A 25,459-nucleotide genomic window follows, 5' to 3' on the forward strand; every position below is an offset into this window, starting at 1 on the left:
CTAAATATACTAAAACGCAAAGGGTGGTTTTATGGATAAAGTAACCATCGGGTTCGCCCCGACTAGAAGAAATTTGTTTAGTGCAGAAGCAGCCATTGAGTACGCCAATCTGACACGACAAAAAATGGACGAACTCGCCATTGATTATGTAGATATTTTAGATATCAATGAAGACGGCTTGCTATACGATGATGAAGGGGTTGAAAAAATCGCCGAAAAATTCAAAGCAGCAAAGATCGACGGTCTTTTTCTAGCCAATGAAAACTTTGGTACGGAATATGCCTGTGCTCGTTTAGCCAAAAAACTAGATGTTCCCGTCTTACTATGGGGACCCAAAGACGAGACGCCAGCCGCCGACGGTTCACGTTTGCGGGATACGCAATGCGGTCTTTTTGCTATCGGGAAAGTCTTACGCCGTTTCAAGGTACCCTTCACCTATGTCAAAAATTCTGATATTGATTCACCGGAATTTGCCCGCGGCTTGCAAGACTTTATCAAAGTCTGCAATGTCGTCAAGACCTTCAAACAAACACGAATCTTGCAAGTTGGCCCGCGCCCCTTTGATTTTTGGACCGTGATCTGCAACGAAGGCGAACTATTGGAGCGTTTCAATATCTCGCTATCACCAGTACCGATTCAAGAAGTGGTGCAGGAAATCAAGAAAGTCAAAGAACAGCAGCCAGATAAATTGCAAGTAGTCATTGATTATTTTGAAACCAATACGGAAGTCCAAATTTCGGCGAGAGATTTGGAGATGGTGGCAGCCCTCAAAGTGGCTTTGCAAAACTTATGTGAAAGCTACGGCTGCAATGCAGGGGTCATCCAGTGTTGGACGGCCTTACAAGACGAAATCGGTATTTTACCGTATGCCTCCTTGTCGCTGTTACAAGAAGAAGGCTTACCTTTTGTCTGTGAGACGGATGTCCATGGGGCGATCTCGGAACTGTTGGTCGAAGCCGCTTCGTTGGGGGAACACCGAGCAATCTTTGCGGATGTCAACTGCCGCCATCCAGAGAACGAGAATGGCGAATTGCTGCAGCACTTAGGGGTTTTTGCTTATTCCACCGCAGAGACCAAACCGATCTTGCCGCAACGACATTTTGTTTTTGACTATCCAGGATCAGTCGCTTTTCGGGCAATCAAAGACGAGTATACGCTGTGTCGCTTTGATGGGGACAACGGCGAGTACTCACTGCTGATGGGCACTGGTAAAGGGATTGATGGACCATACAATCAAGGGACCTATCTCTATCTGGAATTTGCGAATTTGAATCGCTTGGAATTCAAACTCGTTGAGGGCCCTTATATTCATCACGTTGCGGCGGTCAGAAAAAATGTGGTGCCGATCTTGTACGAAGCATGCAAATACATCGGTGTGCAGCCAGATTTTTATGATCCAATCGAAGAAGACGTCAAAGCATACTTGAGAGGGGATCAATCATGGAAATAAACGAGCTGGAAATGAAGGCTTTAACGATTCGAAAATCCGTGTTAGAGCTGATCTATCAAGCAAAAACGGGTCATACTGGTTCGGATCTTTCTTGTACCGATATTTTAGTGGCCTTGTATTATCGGATAATGAATGTCGATGCGAAAGACCCCAAAAAGCAAGATCGTGACCAGTATATCCAAAGTAAAGGACATGCGGCAGAAGTACTATGGGCCGTTTTAGCGGACAAAGGTTTTTTGCCGAAAGAAGAATTAGCCACCTTTTCGCAATTTGGTTCACGACTGATCGGTCATCCAAACAATAAAGTAGCTGGTGTTGAGATGAATACTGGTTCGCTAGGTCACGGCTTACCTGTCGCAGTAGGGATCGCCTTGGCAGGCAAACTGGATCACCGCACGTATCAAACCTATACGTTGTTGGGAGATGGCGAATTAGCAGAAGGCTCGGTATGGGAAGGAGCCATGGCGGCTGCCAACTACCAGCTGGACAATTTGACCGCCATCATTGATCGCAACGGCTTGCAGATCACTGGAGCCTCGGAAGATGTGATGGCCGTGGAGCCGCTAGATGAAAAATGGCGTGCCTTTGGTTGGGATGTGCATATCGTTGATGGCAATGATATGGCTGCCTTGGTGGCTGCATTAGAAAAACCGCATCAGCCCAATCAACCGAAGCTGATCATTGCTAAAACCATCAAAGGCAAAGGCTATTCTGCAGCCGAAAATCAAGCGCAATGGCATCATAAAGTGCCGACGGCAGAAGAGCTTGCACAAGCCATTGCCGAACTTGATCAGCAAATGGAGGTTTTGACTCATGGGAAAAAATAATATTGCCAATCGCCAAGCGATGTGCGACGTATTGATTGAAGAAGGAAAAAAGAATCCTGCGATCACGGTGTTGACCAGTGATTCTCGTGGTTCCGCTTCGTTGGCACCTTTTGCCAAGGAATTACCGACACAATTGGTGGAAGTAGGGATCGCAGAGCAAAACATCGTCAGTATTGCGGCTGGCTTAGCCCATATGGGCAAACGCCCTTTCGTTGCCTCTCCAGCTTGTTTTCTCAGCATGCGCAGTATCGAGCAGATCAAAGTCGATGTCGCGTATTCGAATAAAAATGTCAAACTCGTAGGCATCAGCGGCGGTGTCAGTTATGGGGCATTAGGCATGAGTCATCATTCCTTGCAAGACATCGCAGTGGCACGAGCGATCCCTAATTTGCAAGTGCTGTTGCCAGCAGATCGCTTTGAAACGATCCAAATGTTTAAAGCCTTAGCGGCATCAAATGAACCAGCCTATATCCGTCTCGGTCGCAATCCTGTTGAAGATTGTTATGATTCTGCAGATTATCCTTTTGAGATCGGCAAAGCCATTGAGCTGAGAAGCGGTCAAGATGTCGCATTGATCGCCACCGGCGAAACCGTGCGCCAAGCGTTGGATGCTGCTGAGCTATTGGAAAAACAAGGCATCACTGCTACCGTTTTAAATGTTCATTCCTTGAAGCCCTTTGATTCAGAAGCGGTCAAACGAGTAGCGAAAGAAACAGGCACCGTGATCACTGTGGAAGAACACAGCCGATACAACGGCTTAGGAGCTGCCGTGGCGGAAACGCTGGCAGAAGAAACGGGCATTCGACAAAAAATCATTGCTTTTCCGGATGAAGCCTTGATTACTGGTTCTTCGGCAGAACTGTTTGCCCATTATGGATTAGACGGTGCCTCCATAGCGAAAACAGCGGTTGCGTTTCTAGGAGCTTAAGATGGACAAGACCTATCAGCTTGTTTTAGATCAGAGTACATCCGGTACCAAGCTCTTACTGTTTCAAGAAGGGAAAATCCTGCAGCGTTACGATAAAAGACATCGCCAAATTTATCCAAAAGTCGGGTGGGTCGAACATGATCCCCTCGAGATTTGGCAAAATGTCCAAGAATTGCTGGCACAAGTGTTTCAAGACCAAGCGATCACTGCAGATCAAATCGTTTCCTTGTCATTGACCAATCAGCGAGAAACGATCGTTGCTTGGGATCGATTGACTGGCAATCCCCTGTACAATGCGATCGTGTGGCAATGCAACCGCAGCGCCGCGATTTGTGAAGAATTGACGGCACAAGGCTGGGAAAGGACGATCAATCAAAAGACCGGTTTGCGCTTAGACCCGTATTTTTCTGGCACCAAAGTGAAATGGTTGGCCCAAGAATTATCGGCCATCAAGGAAAAGTCGGGGACTGGCGAATTGGCGATCGGTACGATGGACAGTTGGCTCCTGTGGAATTTAACGCAAGGGACAGTATTTGCGACAGAAGCCAGCAACGCTTGCCGAACATTGTTTTACAATATTGAAGAGGGCCGTTGGGATGCAGAGCTCGTCAAACTTTTTGGCATCCATTTAGCAGACTTGCCAGCGATCCAACCTGCTGATACGGTTTTCGGTAACTATCACGGAATCCCTATCAAAGGAATCTTAGCCGATTCACAAGCGGCATTATTCGGGGAAGGTTGTCAAAGCCTAGGGGATGTAAAAATCACGATGGGCACCGGTTGTTCGATCATGATGCAAGTGCAGCAGGAGCAGACGTTGCGGGATCGCCGCATTTTGACGACGGTCGGCTGGCAAACTAGCCAGGAAACAGCGTTTGCGCTAGAAGGCATCATCCGTTCCTGTGGTGACGCCATCAACTGGTTCAGTGAGCAAGTGGCTCCGCTGCCAGATGTAGCTGAGATCTGTCAAGAAGTGCTGACCAGTGACAGTCAAGAAGACATCTATTTTATCCCAGCATTGCAAGGAATGGGTGCCCCATTTTGGGATAATACGATGACTGCCAGTTTTGTCGGCATGAAACGCACAACGACGACTCATGAGCTGTTGAAAGCCGTGTTAGAAAGCATCATTTTTCAAATCAAAGCAGTGATCGATGTGATGGAAGAAGTCGCTGAACGACTGATCAATCAGGTAATGATCGATGGCGGTGTTTCGAAAAACCGCGCCTTGATGAGCTTATTAGCGACTTTGATCAATAAACCCGTCATCGTCAGCGAAGTCGAAGAATTTTCCGCCATCGGCACGATGCTTGTTGCCAATCCAACCATGAATGAACCAGCTATTCAACAAACCACGATCGTTCCGCAAGCCGAACAGGCCGTGATCCGTTTGAAATATGAAAAATGGAAACGGTTCATTGAGAAGTCAGCTGCTTTTGGTGAAGGATAAAGGAGGAACTATATGGAGACCCAACGAATCCAATTGAATCAAACGGCTTACGTGGATACCTATTTATTGCACCAATCCAAAGAGTACAATGTCGGCAAGAAACGACCGCTAGTGATCGTCTGTCCAGGCGGCGGCTACGCATTTACCAGTGATCGAGAGGCGGAAGTCATTGCCTTGAAATTCAATAGTATCGGGCTAAATAGCGTTGTATTATGGTACACCACCGGTGACCAAGTGAAAAACGTTCCCCACAATGCCTTGATGGAAGCCGCCCAAACCGTCAAAACCATTCGTGAGCATGCTCAAGAATGGTTGGTGGATGAGGAGCAAATCATCGTTTGCGGTTTTTCAGCAGGCGGACATCTAGCGTTGCAGTTAGCGACGAGCTGGCACGATGCTGAGCTGGCAGAAGCATTGGGCGTCAGCAGTGACTTACTGAAAGTGAATTTGGCGATCGCTGGCTACCCATTGGTTTATCAAGAGCATGCCTTTCCAATCGATGAGCTAGGCTTTGCCGCTCGTCTGATCGAAACACCTTTAACTGCCAACGAACGCTTTTTTGGGAGTAAACAACCGACGGAAGAAGCCATTCAATCCATGAACATTTTGCATCATGTCGATCAGTGGACACCTCCGATGTTTCTCTGGCATACGACGGAAGACGTCTTAGTCGATGTGGCACACTCGTTGAAGCTGGCGGTCAAATTAAGAGAAGCAGAGATTCCATTTGAACTGCATATTTTTGAAAAAGGCGAACACGGACTGGCATTAGCGGATCGAACAACGGCACGCAAGCCAAGTCACCTCAATACCCATGTCGCCAAATGGTTTGAGCTGTGCGAAGGCTGGCTCAGCAGTTATATTGATTAAAAAACCGCCAGTGCACAACTTGTGCCGATGAAAGGAGAGCACCACCGTGAAAATCACCGTAAGCCAAAACAAACGCACCTTATTGCGAGACGGCCAGCATTTCTTTTATTTAGCCGATACTTGCTGGAGTGCCTTTACTAGTATTCAAGAAAATGACTGGATCACCTACTTAGACAAACGCAAAGAGCAGGGATTCAACACCCTTCAAATCAATGTGTTACCGCAATGGGATCGCAGCCGCGGTCAATTTGACTGCTTGCCGTTTCCCCTTGATGCGGGCGTCTTTGATTTTACGGTTTGGGAGGATGCCTATTTCGAACGGGCTCAGCGTCTTTGTAAAATTGCCGATGAGAAAGGCTTTACTTTAGCATTGGTTGTCTTGTGGTCAAACTATGTCGCCGGCACGTGGGCTAGCCAGTTGGACAAAGAACGCAACGTGTTGCCGGGGGATTGCCGCCAGGCCTACTATCAAAAAGTGATTAAGACGTTTGATGTCTTCCATCCGATCTACTTTATTGGTGGCGATACGGATTTCCCAACACAGCCAACCATCGATACGTATCTAGAAGCCTTTGTTTTCTTTGAAAAGCATTCGCCCAATACCCTGAAAACGATTCATATCAAGGGACGTTTTGAAGAAATCCCTGAACCTATTGTCGAACATTTGGACTTATTTTTATATCAATCAGGTCATAACAGCGCCTTTTTGAATATGCCTTATTATTTGGCAGAGCGTTTTTATCAACGAGAACCGCAACTGCCGATCATCAACTCAGAACCTTGCTATGAACAAATGGGCTATGCCCGTCACGTATACGGTCGATTTGGTCAAAAAGATGTCCGCAAAGCAGCATGGCAATCGTTGTTAGCCGGCGGCTCGGCTGGGATCACGTACGGTGCTCACGGCATCTGGAGTTGGCAAACCCCGACGGCAACCTTTGCGGAAGAAATCGGGGAAGCATTTGATCGTCCGATGATTTGGCCAGAAGCTTTGTCTTTTCCTGGGGCAGATGACTATGGCTTTATCAAGCAATTATTTGAATTATTAAATATTCAGGAGCTTGTGCCTTGCCAAGAGCGCTTGATCGATGCAGATGAACAGATTCGTATGGCAGCTATCGCAGAAAGGAAGGATGCCTTGCTTTACTTGCCAAGCAATACAACAGTTCGCCTGCAAGGAGATCTTTCTACAGCGACCGTCACATTGATCGATTTGAATACCAATCGTTTCTTGAAACCAAAACTGACAGTTACCGATGGTATCACTGTTTTCCATCCCCACAATTGTCACGAAGACGTATTGTTCGTCATCCAAATAAAGGAGTGAAAAGAAAATGGATAAATATATGGATAAGGTATTAGTATTTGCAGATAAAATCTCCAACAATCGGTATTTAAAGGCAATTTCAAACGGGTTGATGGCGACGCTGCCGATCAATATTATTGGTTCGATCGCCTTATTGTTAGCAGTTTTGCCGATTCAAGGATGGACAGACTTTATCAATTCGATCAATATTGGCGGCTATTTTTCCGTCGGTTACAGTATGACCGTCGGGGTTATCTCAGTGTACGCTTCCTTTCTGGTCGGTCACCGTTTAGCGACAGAATTTAAGCAATCGGCGGTTCCTGCCGGCATCGTTTCACTGTTTGCTTTTTTGATGATGACGCCAATGGTCACCTTGGAGGAAACAACGACCCTCGACATGAGCAAACTCGGCGCTCAAGGCTTGTTTACCGCTATGATCTGCGGCTTAGTCTTTGCTCGTTTGTACTGCTTTATTTTAGAAAAAAATATCGCCATCAAAATGCCAGCAGGCGTGCCACAATTTGTGACGGATACCTTCGCCGGTTTGATTCCAGCAATTATTTCTGGGTTTACCGCGATCGTCATTAGCTGGGCATTCAGTTTTACTTCTTATGGCTCATTCTCAGATTTCATCTATCAAATCTTGGCAATGCCGCTGCAAAGCTTGTCTTCTAGTGTAGGTTCGTTGTTATTTATTGTACTGATCCAAATGGTGCTGTGGTTCTTCGGTATCCATGGTTCGTTGGTGGTGGGTAGCTTTGTCACCGCTTTGTACTTACCAATGGATGTGGAAAATATGGATGCTTTAGCTAGCGGTGTTGCGCGTTCCGAACTGCCGAATATTTTGAGCAAGTCGTTTTATGATTTGTTTGCTGGTATTGGTGGGGCTGGAGGAACATTGTCATTGATTATCGTTATTTTGCTGTTGGCGAAATCCAAACAATCACGGACAGTCGCTAACCTGAGTGCCGTTCCTGGATTGTTCACCATTAATGAGCCGGTGATTTTTGGCTTACCGCTGATTTTGAATCCAATCATGGCGATTCCGTTCATATTAACACCATTGGTTCAAGTGCTTGTAGCATACCTAGCGATCTGGAGTGGGATCGTCCCACGACTTAGTGGCGTACAAGTTCCCTTTGGCACACCGATTTTTCTAAATGGGTTTCTAGCTGGAGGCTGGCAGGTCGCAGTTTTACAAGTCGTTTGCGTTTTGGCAGGCTGCTTGCTGTACATTCCTTTTGTCAAAATATTAGATAAAGGAAAATTAAAAACAGAAGCAGAAGCAGCGCAAGCAGAGGTTCAAACTGAAAGTATCGATCCAGCTGGAAAAACCGTCTGACTTCAGGGGAACAATGCGTAAAAGGCAGGACCTTGTTCTTCTTCAACAAGGGACAAGGTGAATTTTTGCACACTTGATTTCTTAAGACGGTGAATCCAGTCAATGATCGGCCATTCCCGAAAGCAGATAGGCTCTGATTGATCTACTTAGTAATCGAATGGTTCGGGGAAACGCCGATGATCCCAATGCAAATGTGACACCAAGAGATTTTCTGATTTTTGATTTTACTCAGTGTGGGTCTTTTAAAAAAAGACCAGCTGCTCCCCCACAATTGCTATCAAGACGTTTTATTTCTCGGACACAGATCAAAAAGGAGTGTATTATATGACTTTCGCAGAGAAGTTCACCGAAAAAGGCCAGTACTATGCAAGTAAGATTCAGCAAAATAAGTATATGCAAGCAATCTCTAATGGATTGATGTCGCTATTGCCGATCATGATCATCGGCGCATTCAGTACACTGTTGTCTTCCATGCAAATCGAAGTCTATCAATCAATGATTGCCCCGTTTCGCGATATTATCGCCTTACCGGCACAATTTACGACAAATGCATTAGCTATTTATGCCGCTTTTTCCATCGCTTACAAATTGGCAGGCTTGTATGGAAAAGAAGGCTTGATCCCTGGTTTTGTTTCCTTATTTTCCTTTTTAGTCTTAACACCAATCAGTGTTTTTGAAGATGGAGAGCTTGTGATCAATGCCTTGACCTTTGACTGGCTAGGGGCTAGAGGGTTGTTTGCGGCGATGATCGTGGGTGTCTTAACTGCCCGTTTGTATGTGTTTTTTGTCGATAAAAACTTGGTTATCACGATGCCGGAGGGTGTACCACCAACGATTGCCAAAACATTTTCGGGACTGGTTCCAGCAGTGTTAGTAGCAGTCTTATTTACGATAACAGCCGGTTTGTGGAAGATGACGGAATTCGGTAGTTTCCATCAATTTGTATACACGATTCTACAAATTCCACTGCAAAGTCTTGGAGGTTCGATCTGGTCTCTTTGTATTGCATTATTGCTGATGCAACTACTTTGGGTGTTTGGCATTCATGGCGCAGCAGTCGTTTTTGGTATTATTCAGCCAATAATGACGGTACTTAGTCTAGAAAATTTAGCTGCTTATGAAGCGGGAGAACCTATGCCCAATATAGTAACTGGTGCATTTTGGCACATCTATGCCAACTTTTCAGCGATGCTTGGTTTAATTGTTGTCCTGTTGTTTTTATCAAAAAGCAAACAATTTAAAACGATTGGTAAATTAGGAGCGCCAGGGGCAGTTTTTGGGATTCATGAGCCACTAATTTTCGGATTGCCTATCGTGATGAACCCGATTCTGGCGATCCCCTACATTTTAAGCCCAGTTGTGTGTGTTATTTTAGGCTATATCTTAACCATCACGAATATTTTACCGATTCCTATCGGGATGCAAGTGCCTTTTGGAGCTCCAGTTGTTCTTTCGGGAGTTTTACAAGGAAGTTGGAAATTTGCAGCGGCTCAATTATTGATGATTCCTTTGTGTGCCTTGATCTATTACCCATTTGTCCGCATTTTGGATAAGAAAAATGCCGAACAAGAATTGGCGCAAGAAACGCAAGAAAAAGCAGCAGAACAAAGCATGGATCGAGTGATTTCTTGATGGTTGAAGATCAAAGGGAGTTGCTTAAACGTATAGAAAGGGTCAACAGTAACTGTTAGGAAATTGTTTAATGGCTACTCATAAAAAACTCTTTAAAAGAAGCTAATTTGACAGGATTTACTGGTTAAATTTCCCCTTTTTTTAAAAGATCGCTGGTTAAAAGAAACCGATTTTATGATGACAAGCCAATGAGTTAGTGCTATAGTTAAAGAAAGAAAACCCACGTGGATTGTTACTGACTCGATCAGGCAAGACCTAAATAAGAAAGCGCTCTTCTCGTTTTAGCAGCGGCTCTTATTTAGGTTTTTTGTTTTTTATCGGGGATTTTTCAGTAATCAGCTAGGTAGGTTTATCAAAAGAAAACAAAAGGAGAACGAGCAAATGGCAAAATTTCCAGAAAATTTCTTATGGGGCGGCGCGACCGCAGCGAATCAATTAGAAGGGGCGTTTGATCGCGATGGCAAAGGCTTGTCAGTGGCGGATGCAATGCCTGGCGGCAAACAGCGTTTAGCGATTTTAGGCAGTGATACGTTTGATTGGACGATCGATGAGGACAAATACACCTACCCAAATCATCGCGGGATCGACCATTATGACCGTTTCAAAGAAGACATTGCGTTGTTTGCAGAGATGGGCTTCAAGAGCTATCGTTTTTCTATCGCTTGGACACGTATCTTTCCAAAAGGCGATGAAACGACACCAAACGAAGCTGGGCTAGCATTTTACGATGCGCTGATCGATGAATGTTTGAAATACGGGATCGAGCCAGTGGTTACGATCTCTCACTATGAAATGCCCTTGCATTTAGCCAAAGAATACGGTGGCTGGAAAAATCGAGCATTGATCGATTTCTATGAACGTTTTGCAAAAGTCGTCTTGGAACGGTTCCACAGCAAAGTCAAATACTGGATGACCTTCAATGAGATCAACTCTGCGTTCCATTTCTCCGCATTGAGTCAAGGAATGGTCAACAGCACGGGTGCCAGCGACTTTACAAACGTGATCCAAGCGTGGCACAACCAATTTGTTGCCAGCAGTAAAGCAGTCAAAATCGGCCATGAATTAAACCCAGAGTTACAGATCGGTTGTATGATCATTTATGCAACGACTTACAGCATTGATGCGAACCCGGTCAACCAAGTGGCGACGATGATCCATAATCAAGCCTTCAACTACTACTGTGCCGACGTGCAAGTACGTGGAAAATACCCATCTTTTACGGATCGTTTGTACAAAGAACACGGCGTCAATAAAGAGGATCTTGAGATTACCGAAGAAGACTTAGCCTTGATTGCTGAACATACTGTTGACTATGTTGGCTTCAGCTACTACATGTCTTCTGCCGTGGATATCACCACAGAAGAAGCCGATGAAGTGCAAGGAAACTTGTTGGGTGGTGTCCGCAATCCATTCTTAGAAGCAAGTGAATGGGGCTGGCAAATCGACCCAGAAGGGCTGCGCATCGCGTTGAATGAACTGTATGATCGTTACCAAAAACCGTTGTTTATCGTGGAAAACGGCTTAGGAGCCATTGATACCTTTAACGAAGAAGGTAAGATCGAAGATGACTATCGTATCGATTACTTGCGCCGCCACATTGAAGCAATGGGGGAAGCGATTGCTGATGGCGTAGACTTGATCGGTTATACGCCATGGGGCTGTATCGACCTTGTCAGTGCTTCAACAGGCGAAATGAGCAAACGCTATGGCTTCATCTATGTTGACTTTGATGACGAAGGCAATGGCACGATGGATCGTTCCAAGAAAAAATCCTTTGATTGGTACAAACAAGTCATTGCAACAAACGGAGAAGAGTTGGCCTAAGTGTTTCGTTAGACTCACGGATGACACAGGATCCGTTATAAAAGAAAACCGATCGACGGTGCGCCTATACAGGTGCATCGTTGATCGGTTTTTTGGTGATATTTGGTTTAACGGGTACGTTCATAGCTGTCTCGTAACAAAGATTGGAGTTGTTTTTCTGATACAGAGCCATCTAGTAATGCGGTGAGCCAATGGTTTTTATTCATGTGATAAGCGGGTAAATAACCGCGACTTTGATTGATGATCGAAACCATTTCGGGCGCTGCTTTGACATCTAAAATCTCGATCATTCCTGTTCCTTCCAGGCCTAATTTCTGCTTTTCTACAGTCATCAGCAAGCCAAACCATTTGCCGTTTTTGCGGTGTCGCAAGACTTGGTACTCAGGAAACTTTGCAAACGGATGGTCGACCTGAACATCATTGAAGGTCTGAGCGAAGGCGATCAGACGGTTTTTAAGATCCATGGGTATCCCTGCCTTTTTATTCAATCAAGTCCAGTATACCGTATTTTTGTCGATATTTCGCTGGAAAAGGAGAGTAATAAATAAGGCAAAGTAGCAGGCGGTTTATTTTCTCAATTTGACACTCAGCTTTCGGCATTACTTGTCATTACATTCGATTACAATATAATGTTCTTACAGAGTAATTACAAAAACAGAGAGAGGAGTGCAACGATGATTACGAAAACAAGAAAACAAGGGAATTCCATTATGTTGACGGTACCCAAAGACTTTGGTATTCCCAATGGTGTGGAAGTAGAAGCAAAGCTAGTAGAAAATGGAATCTTGTATGAATTTATTGAACCGGTAAAACCATTCGATGATTTCAGTGAAGATATCTTGACTGATATTATTAATGAGGGATACGAACACGAAGATATTTTATCCGAATTTAAAGCGCGTAAGAGTAAGCTGATTTCTTCATTTAAGACAATTGCAAAGGATACTGCTACCGACGGGAAAGCAATGACGAAAGAGGAGTTGGCAACTGAAGTTGGCTTATGAGGTGATTCCAGTCTTGTTATGTGGCACCCATGAGAATTTTTATGAACAGTTAAAGCAGTTAATGAAATAACTGGGGACCTGAATCGAAGAGTTGCGCGTAGGCGGACTCTTTTTTTGATTTCTATTAAAAGGTACGATAAGTGAAAGGTTCTAAGAAATGGATGCCTATGCTAAGATAGAAGAAACCGGCAGCGTAAATAAGCAAGTGAGGTGGTCGCTATGAAAACGACAAGTCAAGTATACATTCGTTTAAATGAACATCTATTTAAATGTAAAAAATACGATTTGAATTTTTTGATAACAAAACTTTTAATTGAGCGAATCGATGAATTTCCTGCAATCTATATTGAAGAAATCGCCTATGCTGCACAGACGACCCCTGCCAGTATCACTAAATATTGTAAGAAACTTGGTTATGCTAGTTTTAAAGAAATGCGTAATGACCTCACGATTTATTTTGAACAAGAATACCATTTGGCGAATACGATGTTTGAAGGGATGCTAGCGAATCTCGATACAAAGAGTGAAGTATCTGAAATGGTTGACCAATTTTTAGCCCGAGAGTACATGGTCCAAAAACAGATTTTTGACCAATTTGATCAACACCAATGCACACGGATCGCAGAAGAAATGAAACGAAAAAAACGAGTGGCGATCTTGGGTAACAGCTATTCTTTTTCGGTTGTTAATCTCCTGCGGGAACTGCTTAGTCAAATGGGCTATATCGTTTTTGAAGTGAACCGTAATGCGGAAGACCAGCTGATTGATCAAGTATTGCGGGAAACAGATATTTGTTTTGTGATCAATCTAACAGGCAGCTGGATCGATAAAAAGGCCTACTTGCTTGAAAAAACGGCCTGTCAGAAAGTTTTATTGACGTTCAGCGAGCAAGCCGCTCAAAGCAATCTGTTTGAAGAGTGTGTCTTGTTTAAAGAGGTCGTTCCATTGATGTCGTCTAATTATTACTCGCAAAAAGTGCTTCATCTATGGATGATTTTTATGATTATGAATATGAGAAAAGAGTAAACGTAAAAAGCTATTTTCCATTTTTGGAAAATAGCTTTTATTGTTTCCTTATGAGAAAGCGCTTATATTCAAGTTAAGATATATCTTAAAAAATTTAGGAGGATTTACTGATGGATAAATTAATGCAATTTATTGAAACCAAAGTGATGCCGCCAATGATGAAACTTTCTAATCAACGTCACTTGAGTGCTGTTCGCGATGGATTGATCGCAACGATTCCAATCACAGTGATTGGATCGATCTTTTTGTTGATTCCATACATTCCATGGCCTCAATCCTATGTATCGTTTATGGGCAATCATCCCGACTTAGTGGCAAAACTGATTATTCCCTTCAATATGAGTATGGGACTGCTTTCGATCTATGCAGCTTTTGGCATCGGCGCACGATTAGCGCAAAGCTACCAACTGGATAGTTTGGCAGGGGGCGTTTCTGCAATTTTTACCTTTTTTACTACATTGACCTTCACTTCTTTAGATGAAGGAACGTTTATCTCTACGCAATATCTTGGAGGAGAAGGCATGTTCGCCAGTATTTTGACCGCTATATTAGCAGTCGAGTGCATGCGCCTTTGTAAAAAATACAATATTGGGTTTAAACTGCCCGAGCAAGTCCCTACGAATGTCAGCAGCAGTTTTGAAGTGATTATTCCCGTGTTTTTTTCAATGACGATCGTTTGGATCATTGTTCACTTGATCGGCTTTGATATCAATGCCCTGATTGCAAGTTTGATCACGCCATTGTTAAGTGTTTCTTCCAACTCGTTAGCAGCACCATTGGTCTATGTAGGATTGACTTGTATCATGTGGCTATTTGGGATTCATCCGCAAATATTAGCGACGGTGATGTTGCCGATCTGGCTAGTCAATTCTGAAGCAAACATGGCAGCAGCACAAGCCGGACAAGCGATTCCCAATCTGGGGGTACAGCCGTTTATCTTTACTTTCTTATGGATCGGCGGTGGCGGAGGAACCTTAGCACTTTGCGCAATGATGTGTTTCTCCAAATCAAAATTTTTAAAACAGCTTGGTCGTCTCAGCTTTATTCCTGGGGTCTTCAACATCAATGAGCCGTTGTTGTTTGGGTTGCCGATCGTTTTAAATCCAGCACTGGCGATTCCCTTTGTCGTGGCACCAATCGTGACCACTTTCGTGACTTATTTCGCCTTTGTGTCCAATCTTGTTCCCGGAATGGCGTATCCATTAGCGGCTGTGTGGACGGTTCCGAGTATTTTTTCGGCAGTGATCGCAACAGCCAGCATTCGTGGTGCTGTCTTAGTAGTGGTGAACTTCTTGATTTATTTGGGCATTTATTATCCTTTCTTCAAGGCCTATGAGCGCAAATTAGTGCTTGAAGAAGGTCAAACCGAAGCATAAGTCTAAGAGGCGAGCAATCAAATTTTGAGAAGAGGAGCAATGACATGAAGAAAAATAAGAAGCAATTTCCTGCCGATTTTTATTGGGGAGGTGCAGTTGCCGCAAATCAATTAGAAGGGGCCTATCTTGAAGGGGGAAAAGGCTGGAGCGTGGCAGACATCAATCGCTTTCGTGATGATATCGATATAAAAAAGAAAAGCAACAAAGAAATAACGACGGCAGACGTAGAATTTGCTTTAAATGATCAAGAAGGGCGTTACCCGAAACGGGATGGGATCGATTTTTACCATACATTTCGTGAGGATCTGGCACTCTTGGCAGAAACAGGCATGAATTCGTTTCGAACATCTATTAGCTGGGCGAGGATTTTTCCAAAGGGAGACGAGCAAACGCCTAACGAAGAAGGGTTGCGCTTTTATGACGAATTGATCGATTGTATCCTTGAAAACGGCATGGAACCCTTGATCACCTTGTCTCATTATGAAATGCCGATCCATTTAGCGATGGCTTATGACGGCTGGTCAAATCGTAAACTGATTGATTTCTTTGTTCATTTCGCGCAGGTCGTATTCAAACGGTATCAAGGGAAGGTCAAATATTGGATCTTAGTCAACCAGATGAACTTGATTACTCACGAATCGTTTAACCACCTTGGTATTCCCGCTGACCGAGTCGACAATCTGAAGCAAGCTAAGTACCAAGGGGTTCACAATGAATTGGTAGCATGTGCGAGAGCGATCAAAGTAGGGAAAGAAATTGATCCTTCTTTTCAAATTGGGATGATGTCTTATTATGGCAATGTTTATCCAGCTACTTGTAAACCGTTGGATGTTCTGAGTGCTCTCAAAAATAATCAAATGGAATATTATTATTCAGATGTACTTGCGCGGGGAACTTATCCGAATTATGCCTATCGCTTTTTTGAAGAAAACGGCATCGAGATTCAATTTGGGGAAAACGATGAAGCGGACTTCAAGCATACGGTCGATTTTGTTTCTTTCTCCTATTACTACACGCGGATCATTCATAGTGAAAACTACGGGAAAGAAGACGCAGCTTCGCCTAACCCTTATTTAGAAGCCAATGACTGGGGCTGGGCGATTGATCCAATTGGGTTACGGATTGCTTTGAATGAGTATTATGATCGGTACCAATTGCCGATCATGATCACAGAAAATGGTATGGGTTTTTATGAGACATTGAATGAAGAAGGAACGATCGATGATACGTATCGCATTGATTTTCTGAAACAGCACATTGAACAAATGAAAGAAGCAATCTATGATGGCGTAGAACTGATCGGCTACTATCCTTGGGGACCGATCGATCTTGTCAGCTGCTCCTCATCAGAAATGAGCAAGCGGTATGGGTTCATTTACGTGGATCTAGATGATTGGGGTAATGGTTCAGGAAAACGGTACAAAAAAGCCAGCTTTGACTGGTATAAGAAAGTGACGGCTTCTAACGGAGAAGTCCTCGATTAAAAAATAAGCGGCAACGACGAAGCAGGAGCTTGATCGGTGCCGCTTTTTTGTTATTTATAGGGAGTCAGAAGGAAGAAGCCGGCGTCATTAGCGTAACCGTTTCTGATAAAGCATCCGTGCCAAGAACCAGCTCACCACTACGATACCGCCGCACCAGCTAAAGGCACTGATCAAGGTGGTATCTTTCAAGTTTAACAAAAGCCCTCGCAAAGAATGGATGATCGGCGACATTGGTTGGTATTCAGCAAAAATGGCTAACGGACGCGGCATGGTTTCCGTAGGGACGAAACCAGAGCTTAAGTAGGGCAAAAGGGTGATCAAGACAGTAAACAAGGTCGCTGTCTCGGGGCTTTTGGCGATGAGACCAACCAGAACGGAGACCCAAGTAAAGGCGAAGGTGAAGCAAAAGATCAATAGGAAGGCGAGTCCCCAGCCTGTAACTGTGGCTTGGGGGCGAAAACCGATGATCATGGCAACGATCAACACGACCAAGGTGCTGATCAAGCTCCGAAGGGTCGCGGCGAAGACATGCCCGTTTAAAAAGGCTGAGTTAGAGATGTTCAAGGTCATCAGCCGTTCCACCATGCCGGATTTCAAATCTTCCGTCACCGTTACCCCAACGGAGGAGGCGCTTTGGGCGATACATTGGACGAGAACACCAGGAACGACAAAATCGACATAAGAGGTATCACCGACGTTCATGGCTCCCCCAAAAACATAGACAAAGAGGATCATTAAAATCGCTGGGGTCAAAATCCCACTTAGCAAAGTCTCCATACTGCGAATCGATAGCAAGAGATTGCGTTTGAATAAGGTGTTGGTTTCTATAATTGCTTTCATTGGTTTCCTCCTTGGACAAGTGTTAGAAAAATATCTTCTAAAGAAGCATTCTTTTGATTAAAACTGGTGATGGTGATCGGTAGTTGATTGAGTTCCTGCAACAGCGTGAAGGAATGCTGGAAGTCTTGACTGACGGGAAATGTCAGAGAGAGACTGGACTCATTGACTTGCACCGGAAAATCAGACAGATGCTGTCGCACGGTCTGCAAGTGTTCTTTCGTCAATACGCTGATTTCCATCGTTTGCGAAGGGTGCAGTGCTTTGACTTCCTTTGGTGTTCCTTGCAAGATGATTTTCCCTTCATGCAAGATGGCGACTTGGTCTGCTAAAAATTCAGCTTCTTCTAGGTATTGGGTCGTCAGGAAAATCGTTCGTCCTTGAGCGGCGATCTCTTTGATCATGTGCCATGTGGCTAAGCGGTTTTGCGGGTCTAAGCCGGTCGTCGGTTCATCCAAAAAGAGCAGGTCAGGTTCGCCGATAAAACTCATGGCGATGTCTAAGCGTCGTCGCATGCCACCAGAATAATTTTTGACTAGTCGGTTGCTGGCATCCACCAAATCAAAACGCTCTAACAACTGTTGGACGATCAACGGTTTGTTTTTGACATGGCGCAAGGCAGCAATCATCAGCAAGTTTTCTCGTCCGGTTAGTTCTTGATCGACGGCGGAAAATTGCCCCGTCAGACTGATTTTCTCGCGAATCGCTGCTGGATCTTTGGTCAAGTCGATCCCATCGATCCGCGCGGTTCCTTGATCAAAAGGCAGGATAGTGGACAAAATTTTGACTAAAGTGGTTTTTCCAGCGCCGTTTGATCCTAGTAAGACAAATACTTCGCCAGGAGTGACGTCAAAAGTGACCTCTTTCAAAACGGTTTTGTCTTTGAAGCTTTTTTGTAAATGTTTCACGTGAAGCATTTTCTTTTTTATATGGGTATCCATAGCTTTTCCCTCGTTTCTATAAGATAATTCAACTATAAAGGATCTTCGGGAAAAGCAACTGCTTATTTCAATATATTGAAAAAGAAGGTGAAAAAATGAACAATTATGGTGCGACAGTGAAAGAGCTTCGCAAAAGCAAAGGCTTGCTGTTGAAGGAATTAGTGGATGAACAATTGTCGATGTCTTTGTTATCGCAATTTGAAAATGGCAAAACGACGATTTCCTGCGAACGATTTCATCGCTTGCTAGATAAATTGGAAGTGAGTTTTGCTGAATTTCAGCTGCTGCATACGGGGGAGCATCATTCGGAGGCTCAAAAGCTAATGGTCGACTATGTCCGTTCGATGGGGATCGAATCCATTGATGAAGTACCTAAATTAAAAAAGAAATATCAAAAGCTGACCGCCTACTTTCAACGACATTACTCCTTGGAGCTGGACCACTTCTTACAACTGATCCGTTTTGACTACTTGATGAAAGAGGAGCTTTTTAAAGGGGTGCCCATCCAAGAGGCTTACCTGAAACACAATTACTGTCTGGACTCTGCCAAGCATTACTTGCTGAATACCGATACATGGGGTGTTTATGAGCTGCGGCTGTTTGCCCGGATAGCAGTTTCGATGGAGCCAGCTTTGCTTTGGCGCTGCTTGACGATCGCCATCAAAAAGAGTCAGCGCTTTGCAAAAATCCCCGGCAACAAAGATATTCTATATAACACCTTTGAGACGGTGTTTTCCGTCTTTGCTGTTTTTGATGAGGTGGATTATGCGGAAAAGACCTTTCATTTATGGCGAGATCATGTTTATGAAAAAGAACACATTGAGCAAGCGGTCTTTATGCCGTTTTTTGAAGGTTGGACATGTCTATTAAAACAAAATAAGGCAAAAGCGGCGGATTTAATGCAACAAACGTTAGATCAATTGGAAAGATTAGGGATGAAGACCACATTTTCCATGTATCAGTCATTAAGCACGTTTGTTTTAAAGGAGGATTTCCCGGGAATTTTATTGAATGATCCTTTGCTTTCTGAGGGAACGCGTTACGGTTGGGAAGAGCCCTAAAAAGCTGTATTCCGCTGATGAAAGCGCCTTATGTTTAAGAATCGGAGAGGAAGTGATTAAAAATCAGTAAATGCAAGCAATTTGCTTCTTTTTTACTGATTAGAGGAGTATATTCGAAGTTGGAATTTTTCTTTCTTTAGAATTATTTTAATGCACTTTTTTATGAAATAGGAGGATGTAGGATGGATATTGTGACACTAGCGCGAATCCAGTTTGCGATGACGACGATTTTTCACTTTTTCTTTGTACCGTTTTCGATCGGAACTGGTGTCGTCGTTGCAATTATGGAGACACTTTATGTGATCAAAAAAGATGAAAAATATCGCCGGATGACGAAGTTTTGGGGAAATATTTTTCTATTAAGTTTTGCTGTCGGGGTCGTGACAGGGATCATTCAAGAATTTCAATTTGGGATGAACTGGTCAGACTATTCTCGTTTTGTCGGGGATATTTTTGGTGCGCCCTTGGCTTTGGAGGCTTTGTTGGCGTTCTTCTTAGAATCGACGTTCTTAGGATTGTGGATCTTTACATGGGATCGGGTCAGTCCGAAGCTGCACGCCACCTTTTTCTGGTTGGTGACGCTTGGTTCGATGCTATCGGCGTTTTGGATCTTAGCTGCCAATAGTTTTATGCAGCATCCAGTGGGGTATACCTTAAACAATGGCCGGGCAGAAATGACTGACTTCGGTGCATTATTGGCAAATCCACAAGTGTGGTATGAGTTTTTACACGTGATCACCGCAGCCATCACGATGGGCGGGATCATTGTTGCTGGTTTATCAGCCTTTCGTCTATTGAAGAAAGACAAAGACATTGACCGCGACTTCTTCAAAAAATCAATGCGGATCGGTTTTGCGGTGGCATTGTTCGGTTCATTCACCGTCTTACTAGCCGGGGATGAACAAATGAAATACTTGGTTGAAGAACAACCAATGAAATTTGCCGCAATGGAAGGAACTTATGAAGATACCGGGAGTCCTGCAGCTTGGACTGTCGTTGCTTGGGCGAATGAAGCGGAGCATCACCAAGTCTTCGGTATTTCGATTCCATATATGTTGAGTATCTTAGCCTTCAATGAACCCTTCGGCTCAATCGATGGGATGGATACGGTCAATCAGCAATTGATTGAAACCTACGGCGACCGTAATTACTACCCGCCGGTCAACACACTCTTTTGGAGCTTCCGGATCATGGCTGGTTTTGGTGCTTTGATGCTGTTGGTTTCTGGTCTGGGGTTGTATTTTACGCGTAAGAAGAAACCGTGGCTCTTTGAAAAACGCTGGCTGCTTTGGGTAGTGGCGATCACTTTGTTCACCCCATTTATTGCCAATACAGCTGGTTGGTTGATCACGGAGTTAGGACGTTACCCATGGACGGTTTACGGCTTGTTTACGATCGAAGATAGTGTGTCACCAAACGTTTCCGTGACCTCACTCTTGATCTCAAACATCGTTTACTTCCTCTTGTTCTCTGGCTTAGGCGGAACGATGGTCTATCTGGTGAAACGGGAAATGGATCATGGACCTGAAAAAGAAGCCTTCGGCGAAATCAGCCAAGGAGACAACCAAGAAGGGTACGAAGACCCATTTGATAAGGAGGCGTTTGAAGGATGACCGGTCTGCAATTACTATGGTTCACGTTGATTGGGCTTTTATTTTCCGGATTCTTCTTCTTAGAAGGGTTTGACTTTGGTGTGGGGATGTCTGTGCAGACATTGGCTCACAATGAGGAGGAAAAAGACCAGATCGTTAAAACGATCGGGCCTGTCTGGGATGGCAATGAAGTGTGGCTATTGACCGCTGGCGGAGCGATGTTCGCCTCGTTTCCATACTGGTATGCTTCTTTGTTCAGCGGGTTTTATTTGATTTTGTTATTGATCTTAGTCGGGTTGATCATTCGTGGTGTCTCCTTTGAGTTTCGAGCGAACTTCCCGAAAGAACACAAAAACATTTGGAACTGGACGTTGACGATCGGCAGTACGATCGTACCGTTTTTCTTCGGTCTGATGTTTGTCAGCATGATCCAAGGAATGCCTTTGGGTGAAGATGGCAACATGACGGCAACCTTTACGGATTACGTCAATCCCTTTTCAATCGTTGGCGGGATCGCGTTGACCTTGTTGTGCTACTTGCACGGATTAAACTATATCGCTTTGAAAACGGAAGGTCCGATTCGGGCACGGGCACGCAACTATGCAAGTATTTTTTATGGCATCCTATATGCAGGCTTAATCGTCTTTGCTGTGATGCTTTACTTCCAAACGGATTTCTTTGAGAATCATTTTGCGACAACGCTTGGTTTGTTGCTTGTGATCGTTGTACTGACACTGATTGCAAATATCGGCGTCTTTAAAGGCAAAGAAATGATGGCTTTCATTGCGAGCGGCTTGACGTTGATCGCTTTGGTAGCATTGATCTTCACAGGGTTATTCCCAAGAGTCTTGATCAGTTCGATCGATTCAAGCTATGACCTGTTGATCGCTGATGCGTCTTCAAGCCGCTACACATTGAAGATCATGAGTTATCTTTCACTGACGATCTTGCCTTTCGTCTTGGCCTATACGGCTTGGAGTTACTATATCTTCCGTAAGCGGATCAGTCATACGGAGGCGTTGGAGGGGTATAAATGATTGATAAACAAATCATGAAGCTCCCAGGAATGAAACAACTTTTAGGGCTGCTTGCGGGACTTTCGTTCCTGCAGGCGCTCTTCATTATTGGGCAGGCGTATGGATTGGCACGTGCCATCACTGGCTTATGGGAAGGACGACCATTAGAGGAACAGTGGGGCTGGATTCTGCTGTTCTTTTGTTCGTTTATCGCCCGACAAGCCGTTATCTATTTCCGTTCCAAAAGACTCGATGATTACAGTTACCAGCAAGCCGCCGATCTGCGGGATCAATTGTTGGAGAAATTGTTTCGGGTCGGTCCTCAGATCGCACAACAACAAGGGACGGGAAATGTAACAACGATGGTCTTGGAAGGGATCAATCAAGTCGAAAACTACTTGAAATTGATTCTTGCCAAAATCATGAATATGTCGATCATTCCTTGGGTCATTTTGGCACTCGTTTTTTATCTGGATTGGGAATCCGGCTTGGTCTTGCTGTTGGTGTTCCCCGTGATCATCATTTTTATGATCATCTTGGGCTATGCCGCCCAAAGCAAAGCGGAAAAACAATACCGGACGTTTCAATTATTGTCCAATCATTTCATCGATTCCCTGCGAGGGATCGACACGCTGAAATTGTTTGGGGTCAGTAAAAAATATGGCAAAAGTATCTTTGCTTCCAGCGAACGGTTTCGGAAAGCGACGATGGCTTCATTAAAAGTCGGTATTTTATCGACCTTCGCCTTAGACTTTTTTACGACCTTATCGATTGCCGTCGTGGCAGTCTTGCTAGGCTTGCGGCTGATCAATGAAGGGATCTTGCTGTTTCCGGCGTTAACTATCTTGATTTTAGCACCAGAATACTTCTTGCCGATCCGCGACTTTTCCAGTGATTACCATGCAACCTTAGACGGGAAAAATGCGATGACTGCGGTGACGGAGATCTTGCATCAGCCGGAAGCCCAAGTACCGGCAGTAACGGTGCCTCGTTGGCAGGAAGACGCCCAGTTAACGATCGATCAGCTGGCTTTTTCCTACGAGGAAAAAGCGGCTTTGACGGATATCAACTTGAACGTGACTGGCTTCAAAAAGATCGGGATCATCGGTCTGAGCGGTTCTGGCAAGTCTACCTTGATCAATACTTTGAGTGGTTTTCTCGTGCCAGACAGTGGCGAGATCACTCTTGGAGGGGCGAAGACCACGGCCTTTCGCCAAGCAAGCTGGCAAGAACAGCTGATCTATATTCCGCAAAATCCTTATATCTATCGGTTGACCTTGCAGGAAAATGTCGCGTTTTATCAGCCGACAGCTACCAAAGAAGCCGTACTGAAAGCCATTGAAGTGGCTGGCTTGACTGAGCTTTTGGCAGAGCTGCCGCAAGGGTTGGAGACGATGTTAGGAGAAGGAGAACGGCATCTAAGTGGTGGACAAGCCCAACGGATCGCTTTAGCCCGTGCCTTCTTAGATCAGCAACGAAAGATTCTTTTGTTTGATGAACCAACGGCTCATTTGGATATTGAAACTGAAGTTGCCTTAAAGGAACGGATGCTGCCGCTGATGGAAAACCGTCTAGTCTTTTTTGCAACCCATCGCTTGCACTGGATGGAAGAAATGGATGAAATCATCGTGATGGATCAAGGAAGAATCGTGGAACAAGGAACCTTGGCACAACTGCAGCAAAAGCAAGGTGCTTTTACAGAACTAGTCAATGGAATGAGGAGGGAACAGCTTGAATAAAATCGGCTTATTGCGCTCATTGAAAACCGATACCTGGGTCAAGCCTTTCTTGTCAAAATACAAAAACGTTTTGGCGCTGGCCTTATTCCTAGGCTTCTTGACCTTTTTCTGTGGTGGGGCACTGATGTTTAATTCTGGGTACCTGATCAGCCGCTCGGCATCGATCCCAGAAAACATTCTATTGGTTTACATCCCCATCGTACTGACCCGAGCGTTTGGGATCGGCCGTCCAGTCTTTCGCTATTTGGAACGGTTGACCAGTCATAGCTGGGTCTTGCGCATGACCTCTAATTTACGATTGAAACTGTACAACGTAGTAGAAAAAGATGCGATATTCTTTAAGCAAGCGCATCGCACGGGGGATATCTTGGGCTTATTGGCAGAAGATATCAACCATATTCAAAACCTGTATTTGCGGACGATCTTTCCTACCGTGATCGCTTGGATCTTGTATGCGTTCTTGATCATTGGACTCGGCTATTTTTCTTGGTGGTTTGCTTTGGTCATGCTGCTGCTATTAGGGATCATCGTCTTTGTCTTGCCGCTTTGGTCGGTGATCATCAACGGCGCGCGGCAAGAAAAGCAAAAACACATGAAAAACAACTTGTATACGACGCTGACGGATAATGTATTAGGGGTTTCTGATTGGGTCTTCTCTCAAAGAGGCAGCGAGTACGTGGCTGCCCATAAGGAACTGGAAACACAGTTGCGGGCGGTGGATGAACAGATGCTGTCCTTTGATCGCCGGCGTGATTTTCTTTTACAAAGCATCTTTGGGGTGATCGCTGTCGCATTGCTACTTTGGAGCAGCATTCGCTTTCCAGGTAACCACGGAGGAGCAGCCAACTGGATCGCTGCCTTTGTCCTGTGTGTCTTTCCTTTAGTTGATGCATTTGCGCCATTACCGTCAGCTGCTCAAGAAACCAATCGCTACAAAGACTCCATCGATCGCTTCAATGCATTGCCAGAAGAAAATCGCCAAGTCTCCATGGAGCAACCGTCAATACCTGAAGTGACGGGCCTCGTGTCGATCACAGTCAAGGACTTGCATTTTCAGTATCCTGAAGGCAAAGAAGTGCTTCATGGGCTAGATCTAACGATTCCTGCACATCAAAAACTAGCGATCCTTGGTCGCAGCGGTTCTGGGAAAAGTACCTTTGCCTCCTTGTTGCGAGGCGATCTGCAACCGACGCAAGGGTCGATCACCTTAAATGACGTGCCAGTGACGGCATTGAATGAGTCGATCAGTGACTTGATCGGTGTCATCAATCAAAGTCCCTATCTTTTCCATACGACCGTCTTGAATAATATTCGGCTAGGCAATGAGTCGGCTTCGGAAGAAGAAGTCTGGCGCGTACTGGAGCAAGTCGGGTTGAAAGAAATGGTGGCAGCTTTGCCTAACGGCTTGGCGACGATGGTGGATGAAGCCGGCTTGCGTTTTTCCGGCGGGGAACGGCATCGTTTGGCATTGGCGCGGATCTTGCTAAAAGACACTCCGATCATCTTATTGGATGAGCCAACCGTCGGCTTAGACCCAATCACGGAACAAGGCGTGCTCGAAACCTTTTTCAAAGTGTTGGAGAACAAAACGATCATTTGGATCACCCACCACTTGCAAGGAATTTCGATGATGGATCGTGTGCTTTTTATTGAAGATGGTCAGTTGACCATGAGCGGAACACCTGCCGAATTGGCAGCAGAAAATAAACATTTTCAACACTTATTGGCCATTGACCAGGGACGACGATAAAAAA

21 protein-coding genes and 1 pseudogene are annotated in these 25,459 nt (G+C 44.7%); 19 read left to right on the forward strand and 3 right to left on the reverse strand.

Annotation, left to right across the window (positions count from 1 at the left end; translation table 11 throughout):
* The first annotated feature begins 31 nt into the window (after nt 1–31).
* From IGI78_RS00270 to IGI78_RS00310, 9 genes are all read left to right on the forward strand, one after another.
* On the forward strand, nt 32–1,450 hold the full coding sequence (locus IGI78_RS00270) for an L-fucose/L-arabinose isomerase family protein (protein ID WP_195265628.1): 1,419 nt from the start codon (nt 32–34) through the stop codon (nt 1,448–1,450).
* On the forward strand, nt 1,441–2,277 hold the full coding sequence (locus tag IGI78_RS00275) for a transketolase (RefSeq protein ID WP_086293508.1): 837 nt from the start codon (nt 1,441–1,443) through the stop codon (nt 2,275–2,277). Before IGI78_RS00270 ends, IGI78_RS00275 begins: the two co-directional genes overlap by 10 nt.
* Complete coding sequence (locus IGI78_RS00280) at nt 2,264–3,205, forward strand: transketolase family protein (RefSeq protein ID WP_140966442.1); 942 nt, start codon at nt 2,264–2,266, stop codon at nt 3,203–3,205. The genes IGI78_RS00275 and IGI78_RS00280 overlap by 14 nt, the downstream gene beginning before the upstream one ends.
* Before the next feature lies 1 nt (nt 3,206).
* On the forward strand, nt 3,207–4,655 hold the full coding sequence (locus IGI78_RS00285) for an FGGY-family carbohydrate kinase (protein ID WP_195265626.1): 1,449 nt from the start codon (nt 3,207–3,209) through the stop codon (nt 4,653–4,655).
* Nucleotides 4,656–4,667: 12 nt separating this feature from the next.
* Nucleotides 4,668–5,525: an alpha/beta hydrolase gene (locus tag IGI78_RS00290; RefSeq protein WP_195265624.1), complete on the forward strand. Its 858-nt coding sequence runs from the start codon at nt 4,668–4,670 to the stop codon at nt 5,523–5,525.
* A 46-nt stretch (nt 5,526–5,571) separates the two neighbouring features.
* Nucleotides 5,572–6,852 (forward strand): DUF4038 domain-containing protein, encoded by a 1,281-nt coding sequence (locus tag IGI78_RS00295; protein WP_195265622.1) that lies wholly within the window; start codon nt 5,572–5,574, stop codon nt 6,850–6,852.
* Nucleotides 6,853–6,859: 7 nt separating this feature from the next.
* Nucleotides 6,860–8,173: a PTS sugar transporter subunit IIC gene (locus IGI78_RS00300; protein WP_195265620.1), complete on the forward strand. Its 1,314-nt coding sequence runs from the start codon at nt 6,860–6,862 to the stop codon at nt 8,171–8,173.
* A gap of 324 nt (nt 8,174–8,497) precedes the next feature.
* Nucleotides 8,498–9,805, forward strand: a complete 1,308-nt coding sequence (locus IGI78_RS00305; RefSeq protein ID WP_195265618.1) for a PTS sugar transporter subunit IIC — start codon at nt 8,498–8,500, stop codon at nt 9,803–9,805.
* 381 nt (nt 9,806–10,186) lie between these two features.
* Nucleotides 10,187–11,629 carry a glycoside hydrolase family 1 protein gene (locus IGI78_RS00310; protein WP_005226517.1) on the forward strand — a complete coding sequence of 481 codons (1,443 nt, stop codon included), beginning with the start codon at nt 10,187–10,189 and terminating at the stop codon, nt 11,627–11,629.
* Nucleotides 11,630–11,736: 107 nt separating this feature from the next.
* On the opposite strand, the gene IGI78_RS00315 is transcribed toward IGI78_RS00310, so the two are convergent.
* Complete coding sequence (locus tag IGI78_RS00315; protein WP_142965156.1) at nt 11,737–12,093, reverse strand: MmcQ/YjbR family DNA-binding protein; 357 nt, start codon at nt 12,091–12,093, stop codon at nt 11,737–11,739.
* A gap of 210 nt (nt 12,094–12,303) precedes the next feature.
* Here IGI78_RS00315 and IGI78_RS00320 point away from each other — a divergent pair, with 210 nt between their 5' ends.
* From IGI78_RS00320 to IGI78_RS00340, 5 genes and pseudogenes are all read left to right on the forward strand, one after another.
* Nucleotides 12,304–12,633: an AbrB/MazE/SpoVT family DNA-binding domain-containing protein gene (locus IGI78_RS00320; protein WP_195265616.1), complete on the forward strand. Its 330-nt coding sequence runs from the start codon at nt 12,304–12,306 to the stop codon at nt 12,631–12,633.
* Nucleotides 12,632–12,703, forward strand: a pseudogene (locus IGI78_RS00325) (type II toxin-antitoxin system RelE/ParE family toxin); the annotation flags it as partial. The gene IGI78_RS00320 and the pseudogene IGI78_RS00325, both read left to right, overlap by 2 nt.
* A 149-nt stretch (nt 12,704–12,852) precedes the next feature.
* Nucleotides 12,853–13,659 (forward strand): MurR/RpiR family transcriptional regulator, encoded by an 807-nt coding sequence (locus tag IGI78_RS00330; RefSeq protein ID WP_142424515.1) that lies wholly within the window; start codon nt 12,853–12,855, stop codon nt 13,657–13,659.
* A 110-nt stretch (nt 13,660–13,769) separates the two neighbouring features.
* Nucleotides 13,770–15,035 carry a PTS sugar transporter subunit IIC gene (locus IGI78_RS00335; RefSeq protein WP_008376678.1) on the forward strand — a complete coding sequence of 422 codons (1,266 nt, stop codon included), beginning with the start codon at nt 13,770–13,772 and terminating at the stop codon, nt 15,033–15,035.
* 44 nt (nt 15,036–15,079) lie between these two features.
* The gene (locus IGI78_RS00340) at nt 15,080–16,519 is read left to right on the forward strand and encodes a glycoside hydrolase family 1 protein (protein WP_081116684.1); all 1,440 of its coding nucleotides are present in this window, start codon (nt 15,080–15,082) and stop codon (nt 16,517–16,519) included.
* Between the two features lie 87 nt (nt 16,520–16,606).
* Here IGI78_RS00340 and IGI78_RS00345 read toward each other — a convergent pair whose 3' ends face one another.
* A complete protein-coding gene (locus IGI78_RS00345) occupies nt 16,607–17,359 on the reverse strand; it encodes an ABC transporter permease (protein ID WP_086338870.1) in 753 nt (250 codons plus the stop codon).
* A complete protein-coding gene (locus IGI78_RS00350; RefSeq protein WP_195265612.1) occupies nt 17,356–18,297 on the reverse strand; it encodes an ABC transporter ATP-binding protein in 942 nt (313 codons plus the stop codon). The genes IGI78_RS00345 and IGI78_RS00350 overlap by 4 nt, the downstream gene beginning before the upstream one ends.
* A 95-nt stretch (nt 18,298–18,392) precedes the next feature.
* Between IGI78_RS00350 and IGI78_RS00355 the strand changes: the two genes are divergently transcribed.
* The 5 genes from IGI78_RS00355 to cydC all read left to right on the forward strand — a co-directional run bounded on the left by IGI78_RS00355 (nt 18,393) and on the right by cydC (nt 25,455).
* On the forward strand, nt 18,393–19,358 hold the full coding sequence (locus tag IGI78_RS00355) for a helix-turn-helix domain-containing protein (protein WP_195265610.1): 966 nt from the start codon (nt 18,393–18,395) through the stop codon (nt 19,356–19,358).
* 182 nt (nt 19,359–19,540) lie between these two features.
* Nucleotides 19,541–20,971 carry a cytochrome ubiquinol oxidase subunit I gene (locus IGI78_RS00360; RefSeq protein WP_005226527.1) on the forward strand — a complete coding sequence of 477 codons (1,431 nt, stop codon included), beginning with the start codon at nt 19,541–19,543 and terminating at the stop codon, nt 20,969–20,971.
* Nucleotides 20,968–21,987: a cytochrome d ubiquinol oxidase subunit II gene (gene cydB, locus IGI78_RS00365; RefSeq protein WP_005232836.1), complete on the forward strand. Its 1,020-nt coding sequence runs from the start codon at nt 20,968–20,970 to the stop codon at nt 21,985–21,987. Before IGI78_RS00360 ends, cydB begins: the two co-directional genes overlap by 4 nt.
* Nucleotides 21,984–23,705: a thiol reductant ABC exporter subunit CydD gene (gene cydD / locus IGI78_RS00370; RefSeq protein WP_430618184.1), complete on the forward strand. Its 1,722-nt coding sequence runs from the start codon at nt 21,984–21,986 to the stop codon at nt 23,703–23,705. The genes cydB and cydD overlap by 4 nt, the downstream gene beginning before the upstream one ends.
* The gene (gene cydC, locus IGI78_RS00375; RefSeq protein WP_195265608.1) at nt 23,698–25,455 is read left to right on the forward strand and encodes a thiol reductant ABC exporter subunit CydC; all 1,758 of its coding nucleotides are present in this window, start codon (nt 23,698–23,700) and stop codon (nt 25,453–25,455) included. Before cydD ends, cydC begins: the two co-directional genes overlap by 8 nt.
* Nucleotides 25,456–25,459 lie beyond the last annotated feature (4 nt).

It is taken from the genome of Enterococcus sp. DIV1767, from assembly GCF_050542585.1.
Lineage (GTDB): Bacteria > Bacillota > Bacilli > Lactobacillales > Enterococcaceae > Enterococcus_D > Enterococcus_D innesii.

Coding starts and splice junctions, on each gene's coding strand:
- IGI78_RS00360 (WP_005226527.1), top strand. CDS start 19,541: ATGGATATTGTGACACTAGCGCGAATCCAGTTTGCGATGACGACGATT.
- IGI78_RS00270 (WP_195265628.1), top strand. CDS start 32: ATGGATAAAGTAACCATCGGGTTCGCCCCGACTAGAAGAAATTTGTTT.
- cydD (WP_430618184.1), top strand. CDS start 21,984: ATGATTGATAAACAAATCATGAAGCTCCCAGGAATGAAACAACTTTTA.
- IGI78_RS00305 (WP_195265618.1), top strand. CDS start 8,498: ATGACTTTCGCAGAGAAGTTCACCGAAAAAGGCCAGTACTATGCAAGT.
- IGI78_RS00350 (WP_195265612.1), bottom strand. CDS start 18,297: ATGGATACCCATATAAAAAAGAAAATGCTTCACGTGAAACATTTACAA.
- IGI78_RS00290 (WP_195265624.1), top strand. CDS start 4,668: ATGGAGACCCAACGAATCCAATTGAATCAAACGGCTTACGTGGATACC.
- IGI78_RS00275 (WP_086293508.1), top strand. CDS start 1,441: ATGGAAATAAACGAGCTGGAAATGAAGGCTTTAACGATTCGAAAATCC.
- cydB (WP_005232836.1), top strand. CDS start 20,968: ATGACCGGTCTGCAATTACTATGGTTCACGTTGATTGGGCTTTTATTT.
- IGI78_RS00355 (WP_195265610.1), top strand. CDS start 18,393: ATGAACAATTATGGTGCGACAGTGAAAGAGCTTCGCAAAAGCAAAGGC.
- IGI78_RS00330 (WP_142424515.1), top strand. CDS start 12,853: ATGAAAACGACAAGTCAAGTATACATTCGTTTAAATGAACATCTATTT.
- IGI78_RS00280 (WP_140966442.1), top strand. CDS start 2,264: ATGGGAAAAAATAATATTGCCAATCGCCAAGCGATGTGCGACGTATTG.
- IGI78_RS00345 (WP_086338870.1), bottom strand. CDS start 17,359: ATGAAAGCAATTATAGAAACCAACACCTTATTCAAACGCAATCTCTTG.
- IGI78_RS00320 (WP_195265616.1), top strand. CDS start 12,304: ATGATTACGAAAACAAGAAAACAAGGGAATTCCATTATGTTGACGGTA.
- IGI78_RS00340 (WP_081116684.1), top strand. CDS start 15,080: ATGAAGAAAAATAAGAAGCAATTTCCTGCCGATTTTTATTGGGGAGGT.
- IGI78_RS00300 (WP_195265620.1), top strand. CDS start 6,860: ATGGATAAATATATGGATAAGGTATTAGTATTTGCAGATAAAATCTCC.
- IGI78_RS00335 (WP_008376678.1), top strand. CDS start 13,770: ATGGATAAATTAATGCAATTTATTGAAACCAAAGTGATGCCGCCAATG.
- IGI78_RS00310 (WP_005226517.1), top strand. CDS start 10,187: ATGGCAAAATTTCCAGAAAATTTCTTATGGGGCGGCGCGACCGCAGCG.
- IGI78_RS00285 (WP_195265626.1), top strand. CDS start 3,207: ATGGACAAGACCTATCAGCTTGTTTTAGATCAGAGTACATCCGGTACC.
- IGI78_RS00315 (WP_142965156.1), bottom strand. CDS start 12,093: ATGGATCTTAAAAACCGTCTGATCGCCTTCGCTCAGACCTTCAATGAT.